This window comes from Rhodococcus sp. 24CO (assembly GCF_050586165.1).
GTDB lineage: Bacteria > Actinomycetota > Actinomycetes > Mycobacteriales > Mycobacteriaceae > Rhodococcus_F.
This window is the reverse complement of sequence record NZ_JAZFNF010000009.1, coordinates 1-23,322: the sequence shown is the minus strand read 5'-3', so window position 1 is coordinate 23,322 and position 23,322 is coordinate 1. Positions and strand designations below refer to the sequence as shown.

Here is a 23,322-nt window from a genome sequence, read left to right as displayed (position 1 = left end):
TACTTTCTTGTCAGAACGGTGGTGGCTCGTCCACCACCGGGGCTGGAATCGCAGCGCGAAGCGGTGGCCGCCGTCTCCGCCATCCCGCCACCGTGGAATCGAGCAGGAACTCGAGATCTGCCTCGATACTCCGGCCATGGCATCGGAACAACCGCTCAACCACATGACTTTCCGTAAGCCGGAACCGCTCGACTTCATCGGGCTGCACATCGGGATCACAAAACGCACCCCGCGGCTTCGTTACGACAAGTGAACCCGTCGGCGCGCCCCATTCAAGCGCCCCGCCTCCGATCTGCCGCACAGTCCAGTAACCCCAAGTCTTGAGCCGATGATGCTTGCGGCACACGGATGCCAGGTTCTGCTCGGTGGTGAGCCCACCGCGGTCAGGATTCTCGTAATTGAACGGCACCGTATGATCGAGATCGCAATTCTCAGCCCGCACAACACAATTCGGGAACCGGCACGTACCGTCGCGGGTCCGAACCGTCTGCGCCAACGAAGTGGAAGGTCGATACGTCCGCTCCTCCCGGTATCGCTTCCGCGCTGCAACGGCGGCAGGCGATACTAATGGTGCGCTCGACCGTCCACCCACCCCGAGTACAGGTCCACCAGCCTTGAAACCATGTGTTCCCGTGAGGTTTTGGCAGAGAATCCGACGATCCTTCTCTGAGAGCGTCAGCACCTGCCGCCACACAGCATCGGCCGCGATTTCCCGCGCCAACTCCGCATCGATAGCACCGTAACCATGTAGAAAAGCCGGCAGATCATCAAAACCGAGCAACGTGGAAACACTGACGCCCACCAGAATTGTCGCCGGCGACGGAGCTGATACCGACTCCACATCCCGTCCACAATCAGTGCCACAGGCACAGGCTAGAACCGATCGACCTTCCGACAGCGCAACTAAAGCGTCGGCGCGACGTTGCGCCAAGGTACGAGGATCGCGCGCACACACTTGCCGCGACATCGTCTGCAGCTTTGCCGCCACGACCTGGGCACCAACCGCCGGCAGCACACCGTCGAGCGTCGACATACCGTCGACACCTGCACTGATCCGCACATCGCGGTCTTCCTGCGCGCGGCGCCGCCGAGCGCGCGCACCTTCCGGATCATGGCGTGCGATCAGGCTGCGCGCGCGGGCCTTGAGCCTGCTGCTGCTGCATGTGGCGGCACCGTCCAGAAGTAACTGTTCGATGAGATCAAGTGCATCGTCGGACACATTGGCCAGCGCATCCGACAACGCTGTCGCCTTGCCGAGATCAATCTCTCCTGACGCAAATGCCGCAGACACCCGATGCAAGCGCAAGCGTAGATCGCACCCCAACGAGATCATCCGCGTTGCCGCGTACTCCGTGATACTCAGAACAAACGCAACTTCGACATGAACGAATTCGCCCTGAACCGCGGCATTGCGACCGGCGTTCTCATCCTCGCCGCACCGCTCGAAATACAGCGACGTGACGGCATCAACTTCGAGGAACTGGGCGCGCGCAATGGACGCATGTCCTTCGACCAACGCATCCACGATGCCGCTCATCAAACCCCCCAGTTCGAACGTACAATCGATTCTAGCAGCCATCGATATCTATGGGAATAGCTGTGTCACAACACTTTTGAATAAATCCGCGCCGGCGCAGCCTTCTCCAACTTGTCCAGGGCAGCAACCAACCGCACAAAATGATCAGTGTGCGTGTGAGCGTCCAGGTGTGCCTGGGATTCCCATTCCTCCACCAACATCAGCTCACCGGGATTGTCGCTTTGCTGAAGCAATTCGTAGCTTATGCAGCCGCTCTCCTTGCGGGTCTCGCGAACAAGCTCGCGGTAGAGATCTATGACCTCCGCGAGGTTTTCCGGTTCGACCGCACTGCCCACCAACACCCTGATCGCCGACATTCGGCAATCCTGCCCGAACCCACCGACAAGTCGAGGGCAGGCGCAATGTCTGTGAAACATTCCCGATACAGAAGGTTCGTAAAGTGATCGGCAATCGGGTCGCAACAAGCTGCCCTGGGCCGCGCGAGGGGTACGTCGATGAGTGGAAATGCAGTTCGTCTGCAAGCGATCAAGGACGTCGAGGCCTACACACCTCCCGTCGTGAGTTTCTCCGGCGACGAAGCTCCCGGCGAGGTGTTCGGCGCCAACGTGTTCAACAAAGTGGTCATGCAGAAGCGCTTGCCCAAGCAGATCTACAAGTCCGTGATCGCCACGATCGAACAGGGCAAGCCCCTCGACCCGGCGGTTGCAGACGCCGTCGCATCGGCCATGAAGGACTGGGCGCTCGAGAAGGGCGCCACCCACTACGCGCACGTCTTCTACCCACTGACCGGACTGACGGCTGAGAAGCACGACAGCTTCTTCGAGCCGGTCGGCGACGGGTCGGCTCTCGCCGAATTTGCGGGCAAGACACTCATCCAGGGGGAGCCGGATGCGTCGAGCTTCCCCAACGGCGGCCTGCGCAATACGTTCGAGGCTCGCGGCTACACTGGCTGGGACGTCACCAGCCCGGCGTACGTGCTCGAGAACCCCAACGGTAATACCCTCTGCATCCCTACGGTTTTCGTGTCGATGACCGGCGAAGCACTCGATCACAAGACTCCATTGCTCCGTTCGCAGCAGGTGATGGGCCTGCACGCCGAACGCATCCTCAAGCTGTTCGGCCACATCGAACCTGAGCAGATTGTGTCCTTCTGCGGTCCCGAGCAGGAGTACTTCCTGATCGATCGGCACTTCTTCCTCGCCCGCCCCGACCTGCTCAATGCCGGCCGCACACTCTTCGGCACCAAGCCGCCCAAGGGCCAGGAGTTCGACGACCACTACTTCGGCGCCATCCCCGAGCGTGTACTCGGTTTCATGATGGATACCGAACGTGAACTGTTCAAACTCGGCATTCCCGCAAAGACCCGTCACAACGAGGTCGCTCCCGGCCAGTTCGAGATCGCGCCGATGTTCGAGCGCGGCAACATTGCCGCCGACCATCAGCAGCTCTTGATGACCACGTTCAAGACCGTCGCCAAGAAGCACGGTATGGAGTGCTTGTTCCACGAGAAGCCGTTCGACGGTGTCAACGGCTCCGGCAAGCACGTCAACTTCTCGTTGGGTAACTCGGAACTCGGCAGTTTGCTTGTCCCCGGCGATAATCCGCACGACAATGCTCAGTTCCTGGTGTTCTGTGCAGCCGTGATCCGCGCCGTCCACAAGTATGCGGGACTCCTGCGCGCCTCCGTGGCGTCGGCTACCAACGATCACCGCCTCGGCGCCAACGAGGCTCCGCCCGCGATCATCTCGATCTTCCTCGGCGACCAACTTGCCGACGTGTTCGAGCAGATCGCCAAGGGCGCTGCGACATCGTCGAAGGACAAGGGCACCATGATGATCGGTGCCGACACACTTCCCGTTCTCCCCACCGATCCCGGCGACCGCAACCGGACGAGCCCATTTGCCTTCACCGGCAACAGGTTCGAGTTCCGCGCTCCAGGTTCCATGCAGACGGTCAACGGTCCGATGGTCACCATCAACACGATCATGGCCGAAGCGCTCGACTACATGGCGACCGAACTCGAAACTGCAGTTGCCGACGGCGCCGATTTCGACACCGCTGTCCAGAACCTGCTGACCGATATCATCACCAACCACGGTGCCGTCGTCTTCAACGGTGACGGATACTCGGACAACTGGCAGATCGAAGCGGAGGCACGCGGTCTGCCCAACCTGCGGACCACGTTGGACGCTTTGCCGGAACTCATCTCCGAATCCGCTTTGGAGCTCTTCGACAAGTACAACGTCTTCAACCATCGAGAGATGCACAGCCGCTACGAGGTCGGGCTCGAGCAGTACGCGCTGAGCATCGGCGTCGAGGCACGCCTTGCGGTTGAAATCGGCACGACGCTGATCCTGCCCGCCGCTGTCCGCCATCAGACCGAGATCGCGCAGAACTTCGTTGCGTTGAAGGCTGCCGGTCTCGAACCGGATTCAGCGCCACTGACCGAGGTTTCCGAACCGGTGACCGCTCTTCGGGCAGCACTTGCCGCTTTGCGCGCGGCGATCAAGGAAATTCCCCACGACTCACCGCTCGAGGCAGCCACGCATGCGCAGGAAGCATTGATGCCGGCCATGACAGATGTTCGCGCCGCTGCGGATCTCCTGGAAACCATGGTTGCGGACGACCACTGGCCGCTCCCCACCTATCAGGAAATGCTCTACATCCTCTGACGACAAAGAATATGGCCTGCAACCGAATTCCGGTTGCAGGCCATATTGCTACGCTGGGGGCATTCTCATCTCGAGGAGTTGGGCTTCGCCGGTTGTCGCTGGGTCCGGCCGGTCGCGCGAATCCGACGACGACATCTTCATACCCGTCAGGTCCGTCTGCATGTAGATCACGTTGTAGCGGTCCCACGTTGTCGCGACAAACTCGAGCGTGTTGCCGGTTCGAGAGGTCCACGGGTGCATGAAGCCGCCGTACAGGCTCGGCAAGGTGTATCCGCTCAGAAGGGTCTGCGTGCCACTCCACGGTCCCTCGGGATGGTCGGCCTGCCGAATCACCAGGTTGCCGTCTGCACTGGTGTACATCGCGACGTACTTGTCCAGATAGTCGTTCCACTGCACCGCGAGTTCACTGACCGGGGCCTTGATGACCTGCACCGCGTCGTCGGAGTTCACACTCCAACCCGTACCGTCCCAATACGTGTAAGCAAGGGGGTTTCGCAGTTCAGCACCGGGGACGCGTGCCAACACTGCCTTGCCGAAGCGTCCGGACGGGGTGCCGTACTCGTAGATGTAGCCGTCGCCACCGTCGACGAACGCGCTCTGCTGAAAGTTCTCGTTGATCGAGGACACTGCCGGAATTCCCGGAATGTCGAGGCCAGGAGTGTTTGCACGCACCGTCGCGGGATCGATGTCCCAGTTCTCGCCGTTGTCCGTCGAGTAGGCCAGCGCCGAGTAGTTGGTTGTCCAGGCGCCCGGTTCGTCCCATGTGCGAACAGACATGAACCGGATGTATTGCACACCGCCGTAGGAGATGCCGGCCGTCGGGATCGTGGTGAACTCGAACGGGATGCCGAATCCGGGGATGATTTCCTTGGAGTGATTCGGCCGGTCCTTGGGTGAACTGTCGATCCGAAGCCCGTCCTGGAAATCGGTGTTACTACTGCGGAAGAGCACATTGCTGCGCCAGTCGTCGCCTTCGACCTCGCAGTCGCCGACAGTGTCACCGAATGCCATCAACACGTTGTGGTCAGCTCCGGAAAGCCCGTTGTCCCACATGATTCCGAGGTCTGTACCCGAGACGTTGAACCGGTTGATCGTGTCGTTCGGGCTACCCGGGCCGGTCACCATTTCGATTGCCTTGGTCCGGCCGGTCAATACGGGCAACGCGCCGTTCGGTGCGCCTGTGATCCAGGGCAGCGAATTGACCAGCGATCCCGTGCCGGCACTGCCCGAGAGGGAACCCGTCATCGAACCCGTCAGCGAGCCAAGCGAACCGGTACCGCCTGCCCCACACGGTCCACCTATCGCCGATGCCACTGGGGCCGACGCGATGGTTGCCGCAATCGTGACGACACCTATGGACAACAACGCTGACAAAGACCGTTTCGAGCGCACACGCATCCCCTCTGTCTATTTGTTCGCTCCGCCAGCAAACCACCAGCGCAGTGTTAACAGAGTGAAAGAAGAGCAAATCGTTATAAAACGGTCACTTGATTTCCAGGAAAACCCGGTGTGGCGGATTTCACCTTCACCCAACGGATGCCGGATTGGGCAACAAAGGCGCCTACTATGTAACGGAAATGTAAAAAAGTACTCACAATGTCAGGTAGGTGAGCGGTGTCCGTACGTGACCGCGTAGCGCAGATTTATGATCAGGTGTTGGTTCGCAATGCAGGTGAGCCGGAGTTCCACCAGGCTGCAGCCGAAGTTTTCGAATCCCTCCACGTCGTACTCGAGCGCCACCCGCGCTACGCCGACGCCGGACTGATCGAGCGCCTGTGCGAGCCGGAACGCCAGATCATCTTCCGCGTGCCGTGGACCGACGACAACGGCAATGTTCACGTCAACCGTGGCTTCCGCGTCCAGTACAACAGCGCACTCGGCCCGTACAAGGGCGGCCTGCGCTTCCACCCCAGTGTCAACCTGGGCATCGTGAAGTTCCTCGGCTTCGAGCAGATCTTCAAGAACTCCCTCACCGGCCTGCCCATCGGCGGCGGCAAGGGCGGATCGGACTTCGATCCCAAGGGCCGTACCGACGCAGAGGTCATGCGTTTCTGTCAGTCCTTCATGACGGAACTGCAGCGCCACATCGGTGAATACACCGACGTTCCGGCCGGCGATATCGGCGTCGGTGGCCGCGAGATCGGTTACCTGTTCGGCCAGTACAAGCGGCTGACCAACACCTACGAGTCCGGTGTTCTCACCGGCAAGGGCATCACCTGGGGTGGATCTCAGGTCCGCACCGAAGCCACCGGCTACGGCGTTGCCTACTTCGTCGCCGAAATGCTCAAGGCCAAGGGCGAAGACCTCGAAGGCAAGAACGTCGTGATCTCCGGATCCGGCAACGTCGCCATCTACGCGATCCAGAAGATCCACAAACTCGGTGGCGTCGCGATCGCCTGCTCCGACTCCTCGGGGTACATCGTGGACAAGAAGGGCATCGACCTCGACCTCCTCAAGGAGATCAAGGAAGTTCGCCGCGGCCGCATCAGCGAGTACGCCGACGCCGTTCCGCACGCACAGTTCATCGCCGGCGGTTCCATCTGGGACGTGCCGTGCGACGTTGCACTCCCCTGCGCAACCCAGAACGAACTCGATGAAGACGCAGCAAAGACCTTGATCGCCAACGGCGTTCAGGCTGTTGCCGAAGGCGCGAACATGCCCACCACCCCCGGCGGCATCGCACTCTTCCGCGACTCCAATGTCGCATTTGCTCCGGGTAAGGCAGCTAATGCCGGTGGCGTCGCCACCTCGGCTCTCGAAATGCAGCAGAACGCGTCACGCGATTCCTGGAGCTTCGAGTACACCGACGAGCGTCTCGCCCGCATCATGCGTGGTATCCACAGCCGCACCATCAACACAGCTGCCGAGTACGGCAAGCCCGGCGACTACGTGCACGGCGCGAACATCGCCGGCTTCGTCAAGGTCGCCGACGCCATGATCTCGCTGGGCGTTATCTAAGAAGTACCGTCTAACCGGCAAAGGACGCCTCCACTGTTGTGGAGGCGTCCTTTTCGTTGCCGGATCAATGTCGACGAATCAGTTAAGTCGGTGGTTCGGTTTGGTCGTCAGCAGCGGCTTTCTTTGCCGCCTCACGCATTTCGATACCGTCGGATACCCAGTCCCCGATTTCCCGGGTCACGTCGCGGACTGCACCGGCGATGATCATCGCGATGGATCCGACGTGCGTAGCCGCCGATTCCGTCAATTCCTGGACGGTGTCTTTGCGACGTTCAAATTTCCCGACCATCACATGTGGGCCTCTCAGGCTACGGTTCTCTGGCGTTCGACAATAACACCGGTGAGACTCTGTGACTTGATCATTCCAGGCGGCAAAGCAAACTTGAAGATCTTGCCCCATACCGATCCGATCTGCTTCCAGAAGCCACCCGTGTTGTAGGGAAAACCGTACTGCGCACACAGCGCCTCGACCTCAGGCGCAATCTGCGGGTATCGATGTGCCGGTAGATCCGGGAACAGATGATGTTCGATCTGGTGGGACAAGTTGCCGGACATGATGTGGAACAACGGGCTGCCTTGGATGTTGGCACTGCCGAGCATCTGACGGACGTACCACTGCCCCCGAGTCTCGTCGGCCGTCTCGTCCTCCGTGAAACTCTGTACGCCGGTGGGGAAATGGCCACAGAAGATGATCGAGTACGTCCACACGTTCCGCACGAGATTTGCGGTGACATTTCCTGCCAGAGTGGTGACGAACAGGGGTCCGGTGAGAACTGGGAAGATAACGTAGTCCTTGAGGACCTGCTTGCCCGCCTTCTTCCACCAACCCTTGATCAGCGGCTTGACGTCGTACCATTTCCGCTTACCGGCGAGGACATTCTCGATCTCGAGATCATGCATCATGACGCCCCACTCGAAGAGCATCATCAGGGCGAACGCCCACACCGGGTTACCGAGGTAGTAGGGGTTCCACTTCTGGGCGGGGTCGATACGCAAAATGCCGTATCCGATATCCCGATCTTTGCCCAGAATATTTGTGTATGTGTGATGCATGTAGTTGTGCGAGTGGCGCCACTGGTCTGACGGGCACACCGTATCCCATTCGAACACTTCGGAATTGAGGCCAGGTTCACGCATCCAGTCGTACTGACCGTGCATGACGTTGTGCCCGATCTCCATGTTGTCCAGGATCTTCGAGATACTCAGCGCGCCCACCGCGGCGAGCCACACCGGCGGCAGGAAGCCCAGGTACATCAGACCTCGGCCGGCAACCTCGAAGCCACGCTGCGCCTTGATGATCCGATAGATGTACTCACGGTCCTCGGCGCCGAGCGATGCGACCGTGCGATCCCGGATCGCATCCAACTCACGGCCGATTTCCTCGACCTGGTCGTAGGTGAGAACTACCGGAGCGTCGCCCTTTTTGTCGTCACCACTGCCGAGAAAAGGAAGGGTCGGTAAGGAAAGTCCAAACATGACTGTCTCCAAAGAGTGTTGGTCAGATATCGACGGCGACATCGCCGACCGGTGCGCTGACACAGAGTTGGATCTTCTTGTCGGGTTCGTCGTCGGTCTCGCCGGTGCGGATATTGCGTGTTCTGCCGAGCTTCTTGACGGAGGTACACGAAAAGCAGATGCCCATACGGCAGCCGTATTCTGGACTCAGCCCTGCGGCTTCCGCCTGTTCGAGGAGAGTTTCGCCTGAGTTTTCGGCCGCCACTCCACTTTTCGTGAACGCCACTTCTCCGCCCGCTTCGCCGGGTTCTGCTGCGATCGGTGCAAACTCCTCGGTATGGAGCAGGTGCTCGACGTCGAGTTCGCGAAAGACCTCACGCACTCCGCGCATCAGTCCGGGTGGTCCACAGAGGTACGCCTGCGCATCGGCCGCTTCCGGATCGGCGATCCAGGGCGCCACTGCACTTAGGTGCGTGCTGTCGAAGAATCCGTCAAGGTGTCCCCCACCGGATTCGGTGTACACAAGTACCAGTTTCACATTCCGATACTGCTCAGCGATCGCCTCCAAGGCGTGGAGATACGACACGTCGTTCTTGGTGTTCACGTAATGCAGGAACACGATCTCGCCGCTGTGTCCGTCGTCTACGAGGGTGCGCAGCATCGACATCACGGGGGTAATTCCGCTGCCACCGCTGATCAGGAGGACGTGGGAGGGCCTTGCAATGGGGAGCGTGAAGACACCGTCGGCCTGCGACAAGCTGACTACAAGTCCCGGTTCGGCATGCGCATTCAAATACTGCGACACCAATCCGCCTGGGTGAGCCTTGACGGTGAGTTCGATAAGCCCGTCACGGCTGGACGCAGAACCGGCGGGCGAGTAGCAGCGGGTATGACGCACCCCGTCGATCACGACGCCTACCTGGACGAACTGTCCGGCAGAGAATCCGCGCCACTGACGCGTCGGACGCAGGGTCAATGTCACTGAATCAGCGGTCGGATGGTCGACCGATACGACCTGCGCACGAATGTCGCGCACCGTCGCCATGGGATTGACGAGCTCGAGGTATCGATCGATCTGATGCGGAGCAGCCATGGCTTCGATCAGGGCCAGCCCGCGTCTGGCCAGAGTCTTGGAGGTTGATGCCATTGTCAGCCACTCCTTCCAGGTTGCATAATTTCAGTGTACAAATGTTCACTGATAATAGTGTGACAGGTGCACACAGGTATGTGTCAAGATGAATGTGACGTGGGTTACGCGATCCACAGAAGGAGTCCACCGTGCCGGTACCTACACTCGTACATCGTGACCAAGGCTGAGCCGGAAAATCGCGCCGCCAAGAAGGAGCGCACCCGTCAAGCGCTGCTCGATACTGCGATGGATCTCCTCGCCGACCGTAGTTTTGCCGGCATCAGCCTCCGCGAAGTAGCCCGCGAGGCGGGTATCGTCCCCACAGCCTTCTACCGCCACTTCGCCTCGATGGAAGACCTCGGAGTCGTCCTGGTCGAGGAGAGCATGCGCATGCTTCGGCAAATGCTGCGCGACGCCAGGCGCGACCCTGGTCCCAAGAACGCCGACACCTCCCTCGATATCCTTGTCCGCCAGGTTCATTCATACGAACGCGAGTTTCGATTTCTGTGCCGCGAACGCTACGGCGGCATCAGCGAGATACGACGCGCTATCAACACCGAGATGCGATTGTTCGTCAGCGAACTCACTGTCGACCTCTCACGAATGTCGGGACTGGAGACTTGGCGACACGACGATCTGGAAATCGCCGCCGACCTGATCGTCGGCGCGATGTTCACCGCCGTTGTGGCACTCCTCGACGCGGGCTCACCGGGATATCCCAGCGAAGATGCTGTGATCGCACGGGCCGAGAAGCAGTTGCGGCTCATCATTCTGGGTATGGCTACCTGGGATCCCGCTCGAACCTAGAAACAGAGTCGAACACTACGAACTCGTACACGAGGCGTAGTTCCGGTCAGTAGTGGATCCGGAACCCGCCGATGAATGTCAGGGTGTTGCCGTCAGGATCGCTGATACTCGACAAGTTGAGCAGCGCCAGACCCGCGCGGCGAGTGTCCACCATGACCTGCACCCATCCGGTGTCAGTCACACGCCATTCTGCCAAGTTCACCATCGGGCGATTGTCAGGCCCGCGGCCGAACAGACTCGAGTACCACTGCGCTGCCTCTGCGAGGTCTCGAACGGGGACGACAGCGAGAACATGATCGATCGACATAAGTTTGTACCTCTCGACGTAGACGATGGCGCTCGTACTCAGATACTGACCCGACAGACCGGGCTAACTCATCGGCGAATTGCTTCTCTTATCGCAGCGTTCGCGAACATTCCAACGCAGCACACACCTGTTCTGCCGCGATCCGTGAGACCCTCGACGCATGAGCGATGTCATCATCATCGGTTCCGGATTCGCCGGATTATGGGCCGCGCTCGGCGCTGCTCGGCGGCTCGACGAACTCGGGATACCGGCCGGGCATGTGTCGATCACGGTGCTCAGCGCCCAGCCCTTCCACGACATCCGGGTGCGCAACTACGAGGCCGATCTCAGCGCCTGCCGCATCCCACTGGCCGATGTCCTCAACCCGGCCGGGATCGCCTATGTCACCGCGGAGGTGACCGCAATCGACACCGGTGCGCGGACCGTCTCCGCAAACGTCGGTGGTCAGTCACAGACGTACGGCTACGACCGCCTCGTTCTGGCGGCAGGTAGCCGTGTAGCCCGACCCGATATCCCGGGTCTGACGGAGTTCGGGTTCGACGTCGATACCTACGACGGCGCAATGAAACTCGACGCTCATTTGACCCTGCTGGCCGAAGGACCCGTCACACCCGCCGCGGCGACCGTGGTGGTGGTCGGGGCCGGCCTGACGGGCATCGAAACCGCCTGCGAGCTGCCAGGCCGGCTCACTGCCCTGTTTGGCACCGACGTGACCTCGCGCGTGGTGCTGGTGGACCACAACCCTAACGTCGGATCGGATATGGGTGCGTCGGCGAGGCCGGTCATCGAAGCGGCATTGTCCAACACCGGAGTCGAGACACTGACCGGGATGAGCGTGACCACGGTGAACCAGAGCGGGGTCACGCTGTCTTCGGATGAGATGGTGCCCGCCGCGACGGTCATCTGGTGCGCCGGCATGAAGGCAAACCCGTTGACCGCGCAATTCCCGGTCGAACGTGATCGGCTCGGACGGCTCCCGGTCGACGACTATCTCCAGGTGATCGGCGTACCAGGCGTATTCGCTGCCGGCGACGTCGCCACCGCGAAGATGGACAATCAGCATCAGTCGGTGATGTCCTGCCAGCACAGCCGGCCGATGGGCCGCTACGCCGGGTACAACGTGATCGGCGATCTGCTCGGCAATCCAATGCTGGCCCTCCGCATCCCGTGGTATGTCACGGTTTTGGACCTAGGCCCGGCAGGTGCGGTCTACACCGAAGGCTGGGATCGGCAAGTTGTGGCGACCGGCGCACAGGCCAAAGCCACCAAGAACACCATCAACACCCAACGCATCTATCCGCCGTTGACCCGCGATCGGGCCGCCTTACTGACCGCCGCCGCACCAGAACTACAGACACGGCCGGCCCGCGGACACCAGTAGTCTGCCTTTCGCACACCTTCCCCCGAGCGTATCGCCTGCTGAGGCGACCGCCGGTCATCAATTCAGCCCGAAGTGTGGTGTGGATCCGGAGTTGCCTCGTACGGTGGCACCATGTCCTCCACGAATACGTTTCGGATTCCTGTCGGCGACCTGACCTTCGACGTCCTGATTTCCGGTCCGGACGACGGCGTCCCACTTCTTGCCTTGCATGGATTCCCCGAAAGCGCCGCGTCGTGGGGCAAGGTGACTCCCCTACTGACGGCCGCCGGATTTCGCGTCATAGCGCCGCATCAGCGCGGATATTCCCCCGATGCCCGTCCCTCCGGCGTCGACGCCTATCGCATCGAACACCTTGTTGCCGATACCGTCGGCCTGCTCGACGCCTTGGGGTTGCCCGACGCTCATCTCGTCGGCCACGACTGGGGATCCGCCGTGGTGTGGCAGGTCGCGGGACGGCATCCGCAGCGAATTCGCAGCCTGACCGCGATCTCTGTTCCCCACCCCACCGCTTTCGGTTGGGCGCTGCGCGAAGACCAGGATCAAAAGGAACGCTCGACGTACATCCGGCTACTGCGCCAGGAAGGGAAAGCAGAAAAGGTGTTGTCGGAGGACAACTTCCGCCGGTTGCGGGCGATGTTCGACGGCCGGATCGATCCCGAGTTCGCCGACGAACATATTCGCATCCTCAGTGGCGATGGAGCATTGACCGGCGCATTGAACTGGTATCGCGCCATGACTCGCGATTTCGGAGACATAGCTCCCACCACTGTTCCGACGACGTACGTCTGGAGTACGGCCGACACCGCACTCGGCCGCGCCGCAGCGGAACGATGCGGTGAGTTCGTGGATGCGCCGTACGAATTTGTGGTTCTGGAGGGCGGCAGTCACTGGGTACCCGAGGAACGCGCCGAGGAACTGGCGGACGCGATAATCCGGCGAGCGGGAGCCTGATCCGACCTACACCTCACCTTCTATGTAGGTTGTCATACATATGTTGCTTTCACCGTCAGGAGCTTGTCGTGACCACAACCGTTGCACCCCCGCATCCGTTTGATGCCGCCGTCGACCTGGAATCCATTACGCCGGGTCTCTCGACCGGGCACACCAGTGCCGCATACAACAACATGGTCGGCCCGTTCGGCGGAATCACCTCGGCCACGTTGCTGGCCTCGGTTCAGAGGCACCCCGAGTGCCTAGGTGAACCGCTGTCGCTGACGGTCAATTTTGCAGGCCCGATTGCCGAAGGCCCGTTCGAGATCACTGCGCGCCCGGTGCGCACCAACCGGACGACGCAGCATTGGTGGATCGAACTCGCTCAGAACGGCACCGTGGCGACTACCGCAACAGCGGTGTTCGGCCTCCGCCGCGAGACCTGGGACTCCACGGAAATCGAGATGCCCGCGGTGCCGGCTGCAGAAGATGTTCCCGCGCAACCGTTCCCCGAGTTCATCGCGTGGGCTCAGAATTACGAAATGCGGTTCATCGAGGGCGCAATCCCCGATCTGGAATCCGGCGAGCATCCCGACTCCGTCTCGACGCTCTGGGTTCGTGACAGCCCGCCACGCGCGCTTGATTTCATCTCGCTGACCTCGTTGTGCGATGTGTTCTTTCCGCGAGTGTTCCTGCGCCGCGGCAAGATGGCTCCCGCGGGAACCGTATCGCTGACGATCTACTTCCATGCCGACGCCGCAGCGCTGGGCCGGCAGTCCGATCGCTCCGTCCTCGGAACCGCACGCACCCAGCGCTTCGGTAACGGTTACTTCGATCAGAGCGCCGAATTATGGGGCAGTGACGGCGAATTGCTTGCCACCACTCACCAATTGGTCTACTTCAAGGACTGACAGCCTCCGCGCTGTCGCCTTCGGGCGCCTTGACCAGCGACAGGGCAGCCAGGCCCACAGCAAGAACTACCAACAGTCCGACGATGCCGGCGCGATCGGCACCGAACATCCACGCGAACAGGCCGAACAGTGTCGGCGCAAGAAACGACACTGCTCGGCCTGTGGTCGCATACAGGCCGAACATCTGACCTTCACGTCCGGGCGGAGTGATGCGCGCCAGGAACGTTCGAGCAGACGATTGTGCCGGCCCGACAAACAGGCACAGCGCGAGTCCGAAGATCCAGAACATCACCGGCCCGGACACCGCAATCAAAATTGCACCGACCACGATCATCGATGCGAGCGATACGGTGATGACCTGCTTGGGCCCGATCCGGTCGTCGAATCGCCCTGCCACCAAGGCGCCGATGGCCGAAATAACATTGGCGGCAACGCCGAACAGCAGGACGTCCGCCGCACTGATGCCGTACACGTTCACGGCAAGGACAGCACCAAAAGTGAACACCCCGGCGAGTCCGTCGCGGAACAAGGCGCTCGCGATCAAATACCAGATCGTGCGACGGTCGACGATCCACAGTTCGCGCAAGTCGCGCCACAGCACGCGGTAGGAATCGAGGAACCCCGCCTTTGCCGCACCCGGATCTGCGTCGGGCGTAGGCAACTCGGGCACCTTGAAGAACACCGGGATCGCGAAGACGGCAAACCACACCGCCGCAAGCAGCGCGACCATCCGGATATTCAGGCCGCCGTCGGTGGTCAACCCCAGGAAACCTCGTGTGTCGCCGTCACCGACGATGAACCCGAAGTAGCAGAGCAACAGAAGAACAATTCCGCCGAAATAACCCATGGCCCAGCCGAACCCGGACACCCGTCCCAGGTTTTCCGGCGTCGACACCTGCCGCATCATGGCGTTGTAGGGAACTCCGGCCAGTTCGAAAATCACCGAACCGATGGCGAGGAGCACAAGCCCCAGCCACAGATACCGATAGTTGTCCTCGACGAAGTACAACCCGGCCATCGACAGGACGGTGATGGCGGTGAGGATTGCCAACGACCACTTGCGCTTGCCTGACGCGTCGAACCGTTGCCCGGTAATGGGAGCAAGAATCGCGATGAAGAATCCGGCGATTCCGAGTGCCCAACTGAGCCATGTTGTTGCCGACACCGAGCCGGGCAGATCGTCGCCCACCGCGTCGGTGAGGTAGACGGAGAAGACAAACGTCAAGATCACCGCATTGAATGCGGCCGATCCCCAGTCCCACAGCCCCCACGCAACCACCTGACTCTTGGTCGCCGCGGCACCTATCCCTGCGGGCGGTTCCGCCTGCGTGCTTGTCGACTCTGCGCTCATGATCGCGAGCTTATTCGAGCGAGACGGACAAAACAGGGCGAAACTGTGGCGAGTATGCACTTGGTTGCATATGGGACGAGGTGCATACATACTTCCCTCATGGCACTCGAACACGCGCTCCTCACCTCGCTGACCGAGCAGGAGGCGTCGGGCTACGACCTGACCCGTCGATTCGACAAGTCGATCGGGTTCTTCCACAGCGCAACGCACCAGCAGATCTACCGCGTACTCAAGCGGATGGACGACGCCGGGTGGCTCGAGGTGGAAACCGTCGCTCAGGACGGGCGCCCGGACAAGAAGGTGTATCGGGTCTCCGCCGCCGGCCACGCCGAGCTGACGCGCTGGATAGCCGAACCGTCCGAACCCAGCCATCTGCGCAACGAACTGGCCGTGAAGATCCGCGCCGCCGGTAGCGCAGACATCCCCGCCCTTCGAGACGAAGTCCTTCGCCACCGCGACGGCCACGCCTCCCGGCTCGACGTCTACCGACTCATCGAGAAACGCGACTTCCCCAATCCCACAGCCCTATCCGGATCGCCCCTGCATCAGTATCTCGTTCTGCGCGGCGGCATCCGCGTCGAAGAGGGCTTTGTCGACTGGTGCCAGGAAATTCTGGACGCCCTACCCCCTGCCGAAAACAACTCCGCCGACAGCAACTCGGAAGGACACCCGCACCCATGACAACTCCGCAGTTCCCCCTCCTGTTCGAACCGCTCGACCTCGGGTTCACCACACTGAAGAACCGCGTAGTCATGGGTTCGATCCACACCGGCCTCGAGGACCGCGCCAAGGACACCGACAATCTTGCCGAGTACTTTGCCGAACGAGCCCGCGGCGGCGTCGGATTGATCATCACCGGCGGCTACGCCCCCAACCGCACCGGCTGGCTCCTGCCATTCGGCGCAAAGCTGACCAACAAGATCGAAGCGCGCCGCCATCGCCGCATCACCAAGGCAGTACACGACGCGGGTGGCAAGATCGCACTGCAGATCCTGCACGCCGGCCGGTACAGCTACCAACCGTTCAGTGTGTCGGCGTCGTCGATCAAAGCGCCGATCAATCCCTTCCGGCCACGGCGGCTCACTGATCGTGGAGTGCGCTGGCAGATCCGCAACTACGTCCGTTGCGCCAAGCTCGCTCAATCCGCCGGATACGACGGTGTCGAAATCATGGGCGGCGAAGGCTATTTCATCAACCAGTTCCTGTGCGAGCGCACGAACAAGCGTAAAGATCAATGGGGCGGTAGCTCCGAGAACCGTCGACGCATGGCGGTCGAGATCGTCAGGCGCACCCGCCGCGCCGTCGGCCCGAACTTCATCGTCGTGTTCCGGCTGTCGATGGCCGATCTGGTCGAGGGCGGTCAGACATGGGATGAAATCGTCACTCTGGCACAGGAAATCGAAGCTGCCGGCGCCACGATCATCAATACCGACATCGGCTGGCACGAGTCCCGGGTGCCCACCATCGTGACCTCCGTACCCCGCGCCGCCTTTGTCGACATCACCGGCAAACTCGAAAAGCACGTCAGCATTCCGGTGGTCGCATCCAACCGCATCAACATGCCCGAGACCGCTGAGGAAATTCTCACCCGCGGCGACGCGCAATTGATCTCCATGGCCCGCCCGATGCTGGCCGATCCCGACTGGGCAAACAAAGCACAACGCGGAGCACCTGACGAGATCAACACCTGCATCGCCTGCAACCAAGCCTGCCTCGACCACGCGTTTGTGCGCAAACATGTGTCCTGCCTGCTCAATCCACGCGCCGGACGTGAGACGACGCTCATCCTCTCCCCTACCCGCCGCAGCAAGAACCTTGCTGTTGTCGGCGGCGGACCTGCGGGCCTCTCTGCTGCGTTGAATCTCGCACAGCGCGGCCACACAGTCACCCTCTTCGAGGCGTCTGACACGATCGGCGGCCAGTTCGGGATCGCACAGTTGATCCCGGGCAAGGAAGAGTTCACCGAAACCATCCGGTACTACACCAGGCAACTCGAGCTTGCGGGCGTCGACGTCAAACTCGAAACACGAGTGACTCCAGCCGATCTCATCGGATCCTTCGACGAGGTAGTGGTCGCCACCGGCGTGACTCCGCGAGTCCCGAACATCCCCGGCATCGAGAATCCGAAGGTACTGACATACGCCGAGGTAGTGCGCGAGGGTAAACCCGTCGGCAAGACTGTCGCCGTGATCGGAGCCGGTGGCATCGGCGTCGACGTCAGCGAATTCCTCACTCACCCAACATCACCCACCTTGCACTTGAAGGAATGGAAGCAGGAGTGGGGCGTCACGGAACCCGAGATGGCACCGGGAGCACTCACCACACCCATCCCCGAGCTTTCCGAGCGCGAGGTCTACCTCCTGCAGCGCAAGCCCGGACGCATCGGCGCCGGCCTCGGCAAGACCACCGGCTGGGTCCATCGCGCCGCACTGAAGAACAAGGGTGTGCACGAACTCTCCGGGGTGAACTACGAACGGATCGACGACGCCGGCCTGCACATCACCTTCGGCGAGAAGCACGAGAAGCCTCGCCTCCTCGCAGTCGACACCATCGTGATCTGCGCCGGACAGGAATCGGTGCGCGATCTCGTCGACGAGCTGACCGTCGCCGGCATGGTGACCCACATCATCGGCGGGGCAGACGTAGCCGGAGAACTCGATGCAAAACGTGCCATCGAACAGGGCACACGACTGGCCGCGAAGATCTGACCGACTACGCTGACTGATCGTGAGCCTGCCGACACCCACCACCACAGCCCGCGCCGTCGTGACCGGTGCCTCCTCCGGAATCGGAGAGGCACTGGCCACTGATCTGGCCTCCCGCGGACACTCCCTGATCCTGGTCGCACGACGCGGCGATGTCATGGAGGGTCTCGCCGAGACACTTCGCGCCAAGCATGGCGTCGACGTCGAGGTCCGTGCCTGCGATCTCTCGGACAGCGCGGCCCGCGCCGTCCTGGTCGAGGAACTGGGCACGCGTGAGATCAGCATCCTGTGCAACAACGCCGGTATCGCCACCTTCGGGCCGGTAGCCGAGCTCGACCCGAGCTACGAGCGCGCACAGGTCGAACTCAACGCCGTCGCGGTGCACGACCTCACCCTGGCCGTTCTGCCCGGCATGGTCGAGCGGAAGTCCGGCGGCATCCTGATGGTCGGATCGGCCGCCGGAAACATGCCGATCCCCAACAACGCGACCTACGCCGCCACCAAGGCCTTCGTGAACACGTTCGCGGAATCACTGCGCGGAGAACTCAAAGGCAGTGGCGTCAACGTCACTCTCCTCGCCCCCGGACCGGTTCGCACCGAAACCCCGGACCCCGCGGAGGCCTCGATCGTCGACAAGCTGGTCCCGGACTTCTTCTGGATCTCGAGCGAGTACACCGCCAAGGTCTCCCTCGACGGCCTGGCCGAGAACAAGATGCGCGTTGTCCCGGGCATCCTGAGCAAGGCGATGTCCGTCGCCGGCGGTTACACCCCGCGCGCTGTGGTCGCTCCGATCGTGGGCACGTTCTACAAGAAGCTCGGCGGCTGAATCAACCGAACTTCTTGATCCTGGGCAGTAGGGGCAATCCTTCTTTTTGACCGGAGGGTTGCCCCTACTGCTTCTCGACTAAAAGGACGCCGTCAAACTCGGCCGCTTCTCCGTCAAGTACCCGTCAAGACGAGGTCCACCAGGCCTGTTTCGGAGTAGATCTGTTGGTAGCCCCGCACCGAGCGGGTCACCCTCAGGAGATCGACGTGACGCTTCTCGACATCTTCCCGTCCCTACGCAGCGCGATGACGCCGCGCTTGGATCCGGCCTTGTGGCCCATCAGCACTCGCCACGATCAGAGCGGCCGCATCTGCATCGGCGACGTTTCCCTCGAAGAGATCGCCGACCAATACGGAACCCCGACCTACGTCGTCGACGAGGCTGACGTGCGCCACCGTTGCCGGACGTACCGGGAAATCTTCCCCGACGCGGAAATCGTGTACGCAGGCAAGGCACTCATGATCCGAGCGATGGCAAAATGGGTCTCCGACGAGGGACTCGGGGTAGACGTCTGCTCGGCCGGCGAACTCACCATCGCACTGACAGCCGGTGTGGACCCGGCACGAATCATCCTGCACGGCAACGCCAAATCTGTTGCAGAGCTGAGAGTAGCCGTCAACGCAGGTGTCGGGCGGATAGTTCTCGACTCCCACAGCGAAGCACTACGACTGGCCTCGGTCTGCACCCGGCCGCAGAAAGTACTGATCCGAGTCACACCCGGTATCGACATTCACGGACACAAGGCGGTGGCCACCGGCGTCGTCGACCAGAAGTTCGGCCTACCGGCGTTCTCCGAAGAATTGGATCGTGCGGTCGCTGCCGTCAGCGCAGCACCTCACCTCGAACTTATCGGCCTCCATTGCCATCTCGGCTCGCAGATCGCCGAGCCCGAACACTTCCGCCCCGCGATCGACACGATGATCGCGCAGATGGACGACATACGTCGTTCGCACGGAATCATTCTCACCGAACTCGATCTCGGGGGCGGGCACGGAATCGCATACGTCCCCGGTGATGCGCAGCTCGACCTGACTCGACTGGCAATTGTCATCGACGAGTCACTCGATGACGCCTGCACCCGTAATCGCTTTCCCCGCCCCGAAATCGTCCTCGAACCCGGTCGGGCCATCGCCGCTCGGGCCGGTGTCACGTTGTACCGCGTGGCGAACATCAAGACCATCAGCGGCGGCAGGACATTTGTCTCCGTCGACGGCGGCATGAGCGACAATCCGCGAGTGTCGTTGTACAGCAGTCGCTACGACGTCGAGTTGGTCAACCGCCATTCGAATGCGCCGCTCGAGGAAGTGACCGTCGTGGGGCGGCATTGCGAATCGGGAGACGAAATTTCCGTCGGCATACAACTTCCCGCAGACCTCCACGAGGGCGATCTGTTGGGAGTGCCGTGTACCGGCGCTTATCACCACAGCATGGCATCCACCTACAACAGTGTGTGCCGTCCGCCGGTGATTGCCGTGCTCGGCGGCGTCGCACGACCGTTGATCCGACGCGAATCGATCAACGACCTGCTCGCCCGCGAGGTCGGCATCTGACACTCGCGGGCATCGAATCATCAGCGCCTGCGGCGACTTCCGGTCCCGAAGATGCTGCGTGAGATTTCCCGACCGGCAGCAGATGCGGCCGATTTGAGGAAGCTCTTGACCGCAGAATTGCCGAGAATCTGCTCGGCGATATTGGGGCCCTCCGGCTCGACCGACGGGGGCGGCGGAAGCTGCGACAGATCCGGTAACGGCGGCAGATCCAGCGACGGGTCTGCCGTGGGCGCCCCGGCCACCTTCGCCGTCAGCCTCTCGTACGCCGATTCACGATCGACGGTCTGGCCGTACTTCTGGTGGAGCGGACTCGACGCGGCCGCGGCCTTGATGGCGTCGTTGCCGATCGTGTCCATCAAGGAACGAGGAGGACGAATCTTGGTCCAGGCCACCGGCGTCGGCGCACCCTTCTCCGAGAGCACGGTCACGATAGCCTCACCGGTTCCCAACGACGTAAGGGCCTTTTCGAGGTCGTAATGTTCCGTCTTGGGGTACGTGCGAACCGTCTTGTTGAGAGCCTTCTGATCGTCAGGAGTGAACGCGCGCAGAGCATGCTGCACCCGAGCACCCAATTGCGACAGAACCGAATTGGGGATATCGGTGGGCAACTGCGTGCAGAAGAACACACCGACGCCCTTGGAGCGAATCAACTTCACGGTCTGTTCGACCTGCTGGAGGAAGGCCTTCGACGCGTCGGCGAACAACAGATGCGCCTCGTCGAAGATGAAGACCAACTTGGGCTTCTCCAAGTCCCCTTCTTCCGGCAAGGTCTGGAACAGGTCGGCCAGTACCCACATCAGGAACGTGGAGAACATCGCCGGACGCGCGGCCTGCGCACCGAGCTCGAAGAGTGTGATGACGCCCGCACCACCGACTACCCGCAGCAGGTCCTCGGTTTCGAGTTCCGGTTCACCGAAGAAAGTGTCACCACCGTCGGCCTCGAGATTGACGAGCGCGCGCAGGATGACCCCGGCCGTGGCCGTCGACACGCCGCCGATTCCCTTCAGATCCGCCTTGCCTTCGGCACTGGTGAGGTGCGCGATGACCGAACGCAAGTCCTTGAGATCCAACAACGCGAGGCCCTGAGTATCCGCCCAGTGGAAAATCAATCCGAGCGTGGACTCCTGAGTCTCGTTGAGGCCCAGTACCTTACTGAGCAGGATCGGCCCGAAACTGGTGATGGTGGCGCGGACCGGAATCCCGATACCGCCGGTTCCCAGCGACAGGAACTCGACCGGCATCCCGGACGGAGTCCAAGAGTCGTCACCTGTCTCGATCGCCCGAGCCGTGATCTTGTCGTTGCTCTCACCCGCTGTGGACAATCCCGAGAGATCACCCTTCACATCCGCCATCACGACGGGCACACCCGCGGCAGAGAGCTGTTCCGCGATGCCCTGCAACGTCTTGGTCTTGCCCGTACCGGTTGCGCCGGCAATCAGGCCGTGACGGTTCACGGTGGCCAAGGGAATACGCACCCGAGCGGCGGGATCTGCCACTCCGTCGACAACAATCGACCCCAGCTCCAGTGCCCGACCCTCCGACGAATAGCCAGCGGCGATCTCGGCTGCGGCACCCGAAGGAGCCGGCGGCGTGGCGGCGCCTTCGCCGGCAGCACTCTCGGCAGCTAGCGCCTCACGCTCAGCGTCCTCGGCGGCTTGTGCGGCCTCGGCCGCAACCCGAGCAGCTTCGGCAGCAGCAGCCTTGGCCACTTTCGCCTTCTCGGCCGGCGTCAGTGAAACAGCACCGTCCTTGGGATCCACGGTCATACAAGGCCCTCCTCATTTGCATTACAAAAGAAGATCTACACGTGTCGACTTGTCACCGCAGACCCTATCCTTCCGTCCGCGCCCACTACTGTGTTCCTGGTGCAGGACAAATTGGTATGGATCGATTGTGAAATGACCGGGCTGCGGCTGGAGTCGGACAAACTCATCGAGATTGCGGCTCTGGTAACCGACAGCGAATTGAACATCTTGGGCGAAGGCGTGGACATCGTCATCCACGCCGACGACGACGCGCTGGCCGCAATGCCGGACGTCGTGAAGAAGATGCACGCCAAATCGGGTCTGACCGAAGAAGTTCGCAAGTCGACGGTCACCCTTGCCGAGGCGGAAAAGGAGGTGCTCGCCTACATCCGTCAACACGTGCCCGTAGCCGGCACCGCTCCCCTGGCGGGCAATTCCATCGCGACCGACCGCGGATTCATCTCGCGGGACATGAGCGCCCTGGACACCTACCTGCACTACCGGATGATCGACGTCAGTTCCATCAAGGAGCTGTCGCGTCGCTGGTACCCGCGAATTTACTTCGGCCAGCCCGAAAAGGGCCTCGCCCACCGCGCCCTGGCCGACATCAAGGAATCCATCCGCGAACTCAAGTACTACCGCGGCACCGCATTTGTCCCCGCGCCCGGACCGTCCAGCGCGGAGATCGCAGCCGTCGTAGAGGGCCTCGGGCCCGCCTGACCTGCCGATTGGCATCCTGGCCAACTTTCAGGCTAGTATCTTCTACGTCAAAGCAACCGGGTCAAACCGGTCGTCGAGACAATGGTGGGCGTAGTTCAGTTGGTAGAGCACCAGGTTGTGATCCTGGCTGTCGCGGGTTCGAGTCCCGTCGCTCACCCAAAGGGAACCCCCGGAAATGTCGAAAGATATTTCCGGGGGTTCTTTTGGTTGTGCAACACCACATCTGGTCGTAGAGATACAGAAATGCCCCCAGCCGATCGGCTGAACTGGTCCCCGATAGTTGGACTGGCCGGCTTGCAGCTTAAGCCGCGAGGGCCTGGGCTCGGTATTGCACCGGG

At 61.6% G+C, this 23,322-nt stretch carries 20 protein-coding genes and 1 tRNA gene; 12 read left to right on the top strand and 9 right to left on the bottom strand.

Annotation, left to right across the window (positions count from 1 at the left end; all coding sequences use genetic code 11):
- Positions 1-10: 10 nt before the first annotated feature.
- Both V2B23_RS22450 and V2B23_RS22445 read right to left on the bottom strand, forming a co-directional pair.
- On the bottom strand, positions 11-1,537 hold the full coding sequence (locus V2B23_RS22450) for a DUF222 domain-containing protein (protein WP_430952356.1): 1,527 nt from the start codon (positions 1,535-1,537) through the stop codon (positions 11-13).
- A 65-nt stretch (positions 1,538-1,602) separates the two neighbouring features.
- Positions 1,603-1,893 (bottom strand): putative quinol monooxygenase, encoded by a 291-nt coding sequence (locus V2B23_RS22445; protein WP_430952355.1) that lies wholly within the window; start codon positions 1,891-1,893, stop codon positions 1,603-1,605.
- Positions 1,894-2,031: 138 nt separating this feature from the next.
- Here V2B23_RS22445 and V2B23_RS22440 point away from each other — a divergent pair, with 138 nt between their 5' ends.
- Positions 2,032-4,209: a glutamine synthetase III gene (locus tag V2B23_RS22440; RefSeq protein ID WP_430952354.1), complete on the top strand. Its 2,178-nt coding sequence runs from the start codon at positions 2,032-2,034 to the stop codon at positions 4,207-4,209.
- 48 nt (positions 4,210-4,257) lie between these two features.
- Here the strand turns inward: V2B23_RS22440 and V2B23_RS22435 are convergent, their stop codons facing one another.
- Complete coding sequence (locus tag V2B23_RS22435; RefSeq protein ID WP_430952353.1) at positions 4,258-5,607, bottom strand: DUF4185 domain-containing protein; 1,350 nt, start codon at positions 5,605-5,607, stop codon at positions 4,258-4,260.
- Between the two features lie 216 nt (positions 5,608-5,823).
- Here V2B23_RS22435 and gdhA point away from each other — a divergent pair, with 216 nt between their 5' ends.
- Complete coding sequence (gdhA, locus tag V2B23_RS22430) at positions 5,824-7,167, top strand: NADP-specific glutamate dehydrogenase (RefSeq protein WP_033232785.1); 1,344 nt, start codon at positions 5,824-5,826, stop codon at positions 7,165-7,167.
- An 82-nt stretch (positions 7,168-7,249) separates the two neighbouring features.
- Here the strand turns inward: gdhA and V2B23_RS22425 are convergent, their stop codons facing one another.
- Genes V2B23_RS22425 through V2B23_RS22415 form a run of 3 tightly spaced genes read right to left on the bottom strand, consistent with a single transcriptional unit; the run spans position 7,250 to position 9,775 of the window.
- Positions 7,250-7,456 carry a hypothetical protein gene (locus tag V2B23_RS22425; protein WP_430952352.1) on the bottom strand — a complete coding sequence of 69 codons (207 nt, stop codon included), beginning with the start codon at positions 7,454-7,456 and terminating at the stop codon, positions 7,250-7,252.
- A gap of 14 nt (positions 7,457-7,470) precedes the next feature.
- The gene (locus tag V2B23_RS22420) at positions 7,471-8,643 is read right to left on the bottom strand and encodes a fatty acid desaturase family protein (protein ID WP_430952351.1); all 1,173 of its coding nucleotides are present in this window, start codon (positions 8,641-8,643) and stop codon (positions 7,471-7,473) included.
- A 22-nt stretch (positions 8,644-8,665) separates the two neighbouring features.
- Positions 8,666-9,775, bottom strand: a complete 1,110-nt coding sequence (locus V2B23_RS22415; RefSeq protein ID WP_430952598.1) for a ferredoxin reductase — start codon at positions 9,773-9,775, stop codon at positions 8,666-8,668.
- Positions 9,776-9,925: 150 nt separating this feature from the next.
- Here V2B23_RS22415 and V2B23_RS22410 point away from each other — a divergent pair, with 150 nt between their 5' ends.
- Positions 9,926-10,558: a TetR family transcriptional regulator gene (locus tag V2B23_RS22410; protein WP_430952350.1), complete on the top strand. Its 633-nt coding sequence runs from the start codon at positions 9,926-9,928 to the stop codon at positions 10,556-10,558.
- A gap of 46 nt (positions 10,559-10,604) precedes the next feature.
- On the opposite strand, the gene V2B23_RS22405 is transcribed toward V2B23_RS22410, so the two are convergent.
- Entirely contained in the window at positions 10,605-10,865 is a 261-nt protein-coding gene (locus V2B23_RS22405) for a VOC family protein (protein ID WP_430952349.1), read from the bottom strand.
- A 160-nt stretch (positions 10,866-11,025) separates the two neighbouring features.
- On the opposite strand from V2B23_RS22405, the gene V2B23_RS22400 reads away from it, so the two are divergent.
- The 3 genes from V2B23_RS22400 to V2B23_RS22390 all read left to right on the top strand — a co-directional run bounded on the left by V2B23_RS22400 (position 11,026) and on the right by V2B23_RS22390 (position 14,087).
- Positions 11,026-12,246 (top strand): NAD(P)/FAD-dependent oxidoreductase, encoded by a 1,221-nt coding sequence (locus tag V2B23_RS22400; protein ID WP_430952348.1) that lies wholly within the window; start codon positions 11,026-11,028, stop codon positions 12,244-12,246.
- 111 nt (positions 12,247-12,357) lie between these two features.
- On the top strand, positions 12,358-13,197 hold the full coding sequence (locus V2B23_RS22395; RefSeq protein WP_430952347.1) for an alpha/beta fold hydrolase: 840 nt from the start codon (positions 12,358-12,360) through the stop codon (positions 13,195-13,197).
- Between the two features lie 68 nt (positions 13,198-13,265).
- Positions 13,266-14,087: an acyl-CoA thioesterase gene (locus V2B23_RS22390; protein WP_430952346.1), complete on the top strand. Its 822-nt coding sequence runs from the start codon at positions 13,266-13,268 to the stop codon at positions 14,085-14,087.
- Here the strand turns inward: V2B23_RS22390 and V2B23_RS22385 are convergent.
- A complete protein-coding gene (locus V2B23_RS22385) occupies positions 14,077-15,438 on the bottom strand; it encodes an MFS transporter (protein WP_430952345.1) in 1,362 nt (453 codons plus the stop codon). The two genes, V2B23_RS22390 and V2B23_RS22385, sit on opposite strands and share 11 nt — an antisense overlap.
- A gap of 99 nt (positions 15,439-15,537) precedes the next feature.
- Between V2B23_RS22385 and V2B23_RS22380 the strand changes: the two genes are divergently transcribed.
- The 4 genes from V2B23_RS22380 (at position 15,538) to lysA (ending at position 20,519) form a co-directional block, all read left to right on the top strand.
- Positions 15,538-16,119 (top strand): PadR family transcriptional regulator, encoded by a 582-nt coding sequence (locus V2B23_RS22380; protein ID WP_430952344.1) that lies wholly within the window; start codon positions 15,538-15,540, stop codon positions 16,117-16,119.
- Positions 16,116-18,146, top strand: coding sequence for an FAD-dependent oxidoreductase (locus V2B23_RS22375; protein WP_430952343.1), 2,031 nt, complete (start codon positions 16,116-16,118; stop codon positions 18,144-18,146). Before V2B23_RS22380 ends, V2B23_RS22375 begins: the two co-directional genes overlap by 4 nt.
- Positions 18,147-18,165: 19 nt before the next feature.
- The gene (gene cmrA, locus V2B23_RS22370) at positions 18,166-18,969 is read left to right on the top strand and encodes a mycolate reductase (protein WP_033232762.1); all 804 of its coding nucleotides are present in this window, start codon (positions 18,166-18,168) and stop codon (positions 18,967-18,969) included.
- A gap of 206 nt (positions 18,970-19,175) precedes the next feature.
- Positions 19,176-20,519 carry a diaminopimelate decarboxylase gene (gene lysA / locus V2B23_RS22365; protein WP_430952342.1) on the top strand — a complete coding sequence of 448 codons (1,344 nt, stop codon included), beginning with the start codon at positions 19,176-19,178 and terminating at the stop codon, positions 20,517-20,519.
- 20 nt (positions 20,520-20,539) lie between these two features.
- Here the strand turns inward: lysA and V2B23_RS22360 are convergent, their stop codons facing one another.
- Positions 20,540-22,285, bottom strand: coding sequence for a helicase HerA-like domain-containing protein (locus V2B23_RS22360; RefSeq protein WP_430952341.1), 1,746 nt, complete (start codon positions 22,283-22,285; stop codon positions 20,540-20,542).
- Between the two features lie 99 nt (positions 22,286-22,384).
- On the opposite strand from V2B23_RS22360, the gene orn reads away from it, so the two are divergent.
- Both orn and V2B23_RS22350 read left to right on the top strand, forming a co-directional pair.
- Positions 22,385-22,984 (top strand): oligoribonuclease, encoded by a 600-nt coding sequence (gene orn, locus V2B23_RS22355; protein WP_430952340.1) that lies wholly within the window; start codon positions 22,385-22,387, stop codon positions 22,982-22,984.
- 84 nt (positions 22,985-23,068) lie between these two features.
- Positions 23,069-23,141: transfer RNA gene (locus tag V2B23_RS22350), tRNA-His, on the top strand.
- Positions 23,142-23,322 lie beyond the last annotated feature (181 nt).

Excerpts from the sequence above, each read along its gene's own strand:
- V2B23_RS22450 (WP_430952356.1), bottom strand. The coding sequence starts at position 1,537 with ATGAGCGGCATCGTGGATGCGTTGGTCGAAGGACATGCGTCCATTGCG.
- V2B23_RS22445 (WP_430952355.1), bottom strand. The coding sequence starts at position 1,893 with ATGTCGGCGATCAGGGTGTTGGTGGGCAGTGCGGTCGAACCGGAAAAC.
- V2B23_RS22440 (WP_430952354.1), top strand. The coding sequence starts at position 2,032 with ATGAGTGGAAATGCAGTTCGTCTGCAAGCGATCAAGGACGTCGAGGCC.
- V2B23_RS22435 (WP_430952353.1), bottom strand. The coding sequence starts at position 5,607 with ATGCGTGTGCGCTCGAAACGGTCTTTGTCAGCGTTGTTGTCCATAGGT.
- V2B23_RS22425 (WP_430952352.1), bottom strand. The coding sequence starts at position 7,456 with ATGGTCGGGAAATTTGAACGTCGCAAAGACACCGTCCAGGAATTGACG.
- V2B23_RS22420 (WP_430952351.1), bottom strand. The coding sequence starts at position 8,643 with ATGTTTGGACTTTCCTTACCGACCCTTCCTTTTCTCGGCAGTGGTGAC.
- V2B23_RS22405 (WP_430952349.1), bottom strand. The coding sequence starts at position 10,865 with ATGTCGATCGATCATGTTCTCGCTGTCGTCCCCGTTCGAGACCTCGCA.
- V2B23_RS22400 (WP_430952348.1), top strand. The coding sequence starts at position 11,026 with ATGAGCGATGTCATCATCATCGGTTCCGGATTCGCCGGATTATGGGCC.
- V2B23_RS22395 (WP_430952347.1), top strand. The coding sequence starts at position 12,358 with ATGTCCTCCACGAATACGTTTCGGATTCCTGTCGGCGACCTGACCTTC.
- V2B23_RS22385 (WP_430952345.1), bottom strand. The coding sequence starts at position 15,438 with ATGAGCGCAGAGTCGACAAGCACGCAGGCGGAACCGCCCGCAGGGATA.
- V2B23_RS22380 (WP_430952344.1), top strand. The coding sequence starts at position 15,538 with ATGGCACTCGAACACGCGCTCCTCACCTCGCTGACCGAGCAGGAGGCG.
- V2B23_RS22375 (WP_430952343.1), top strand. The coding sequence starts at position 16,116 with ATGACAACTCCGCAGTTCCCCCTCCTGTTCGAACCGCTCGACCTCGGG.
- V2B23_RS22360 (WP_430952341.1), bottom strand. The coding sequence starts at position 22,285 with ATGACCGTGGATCCCAAGGACGGTGCTGTTTCACTGACGCCGGCCGAG.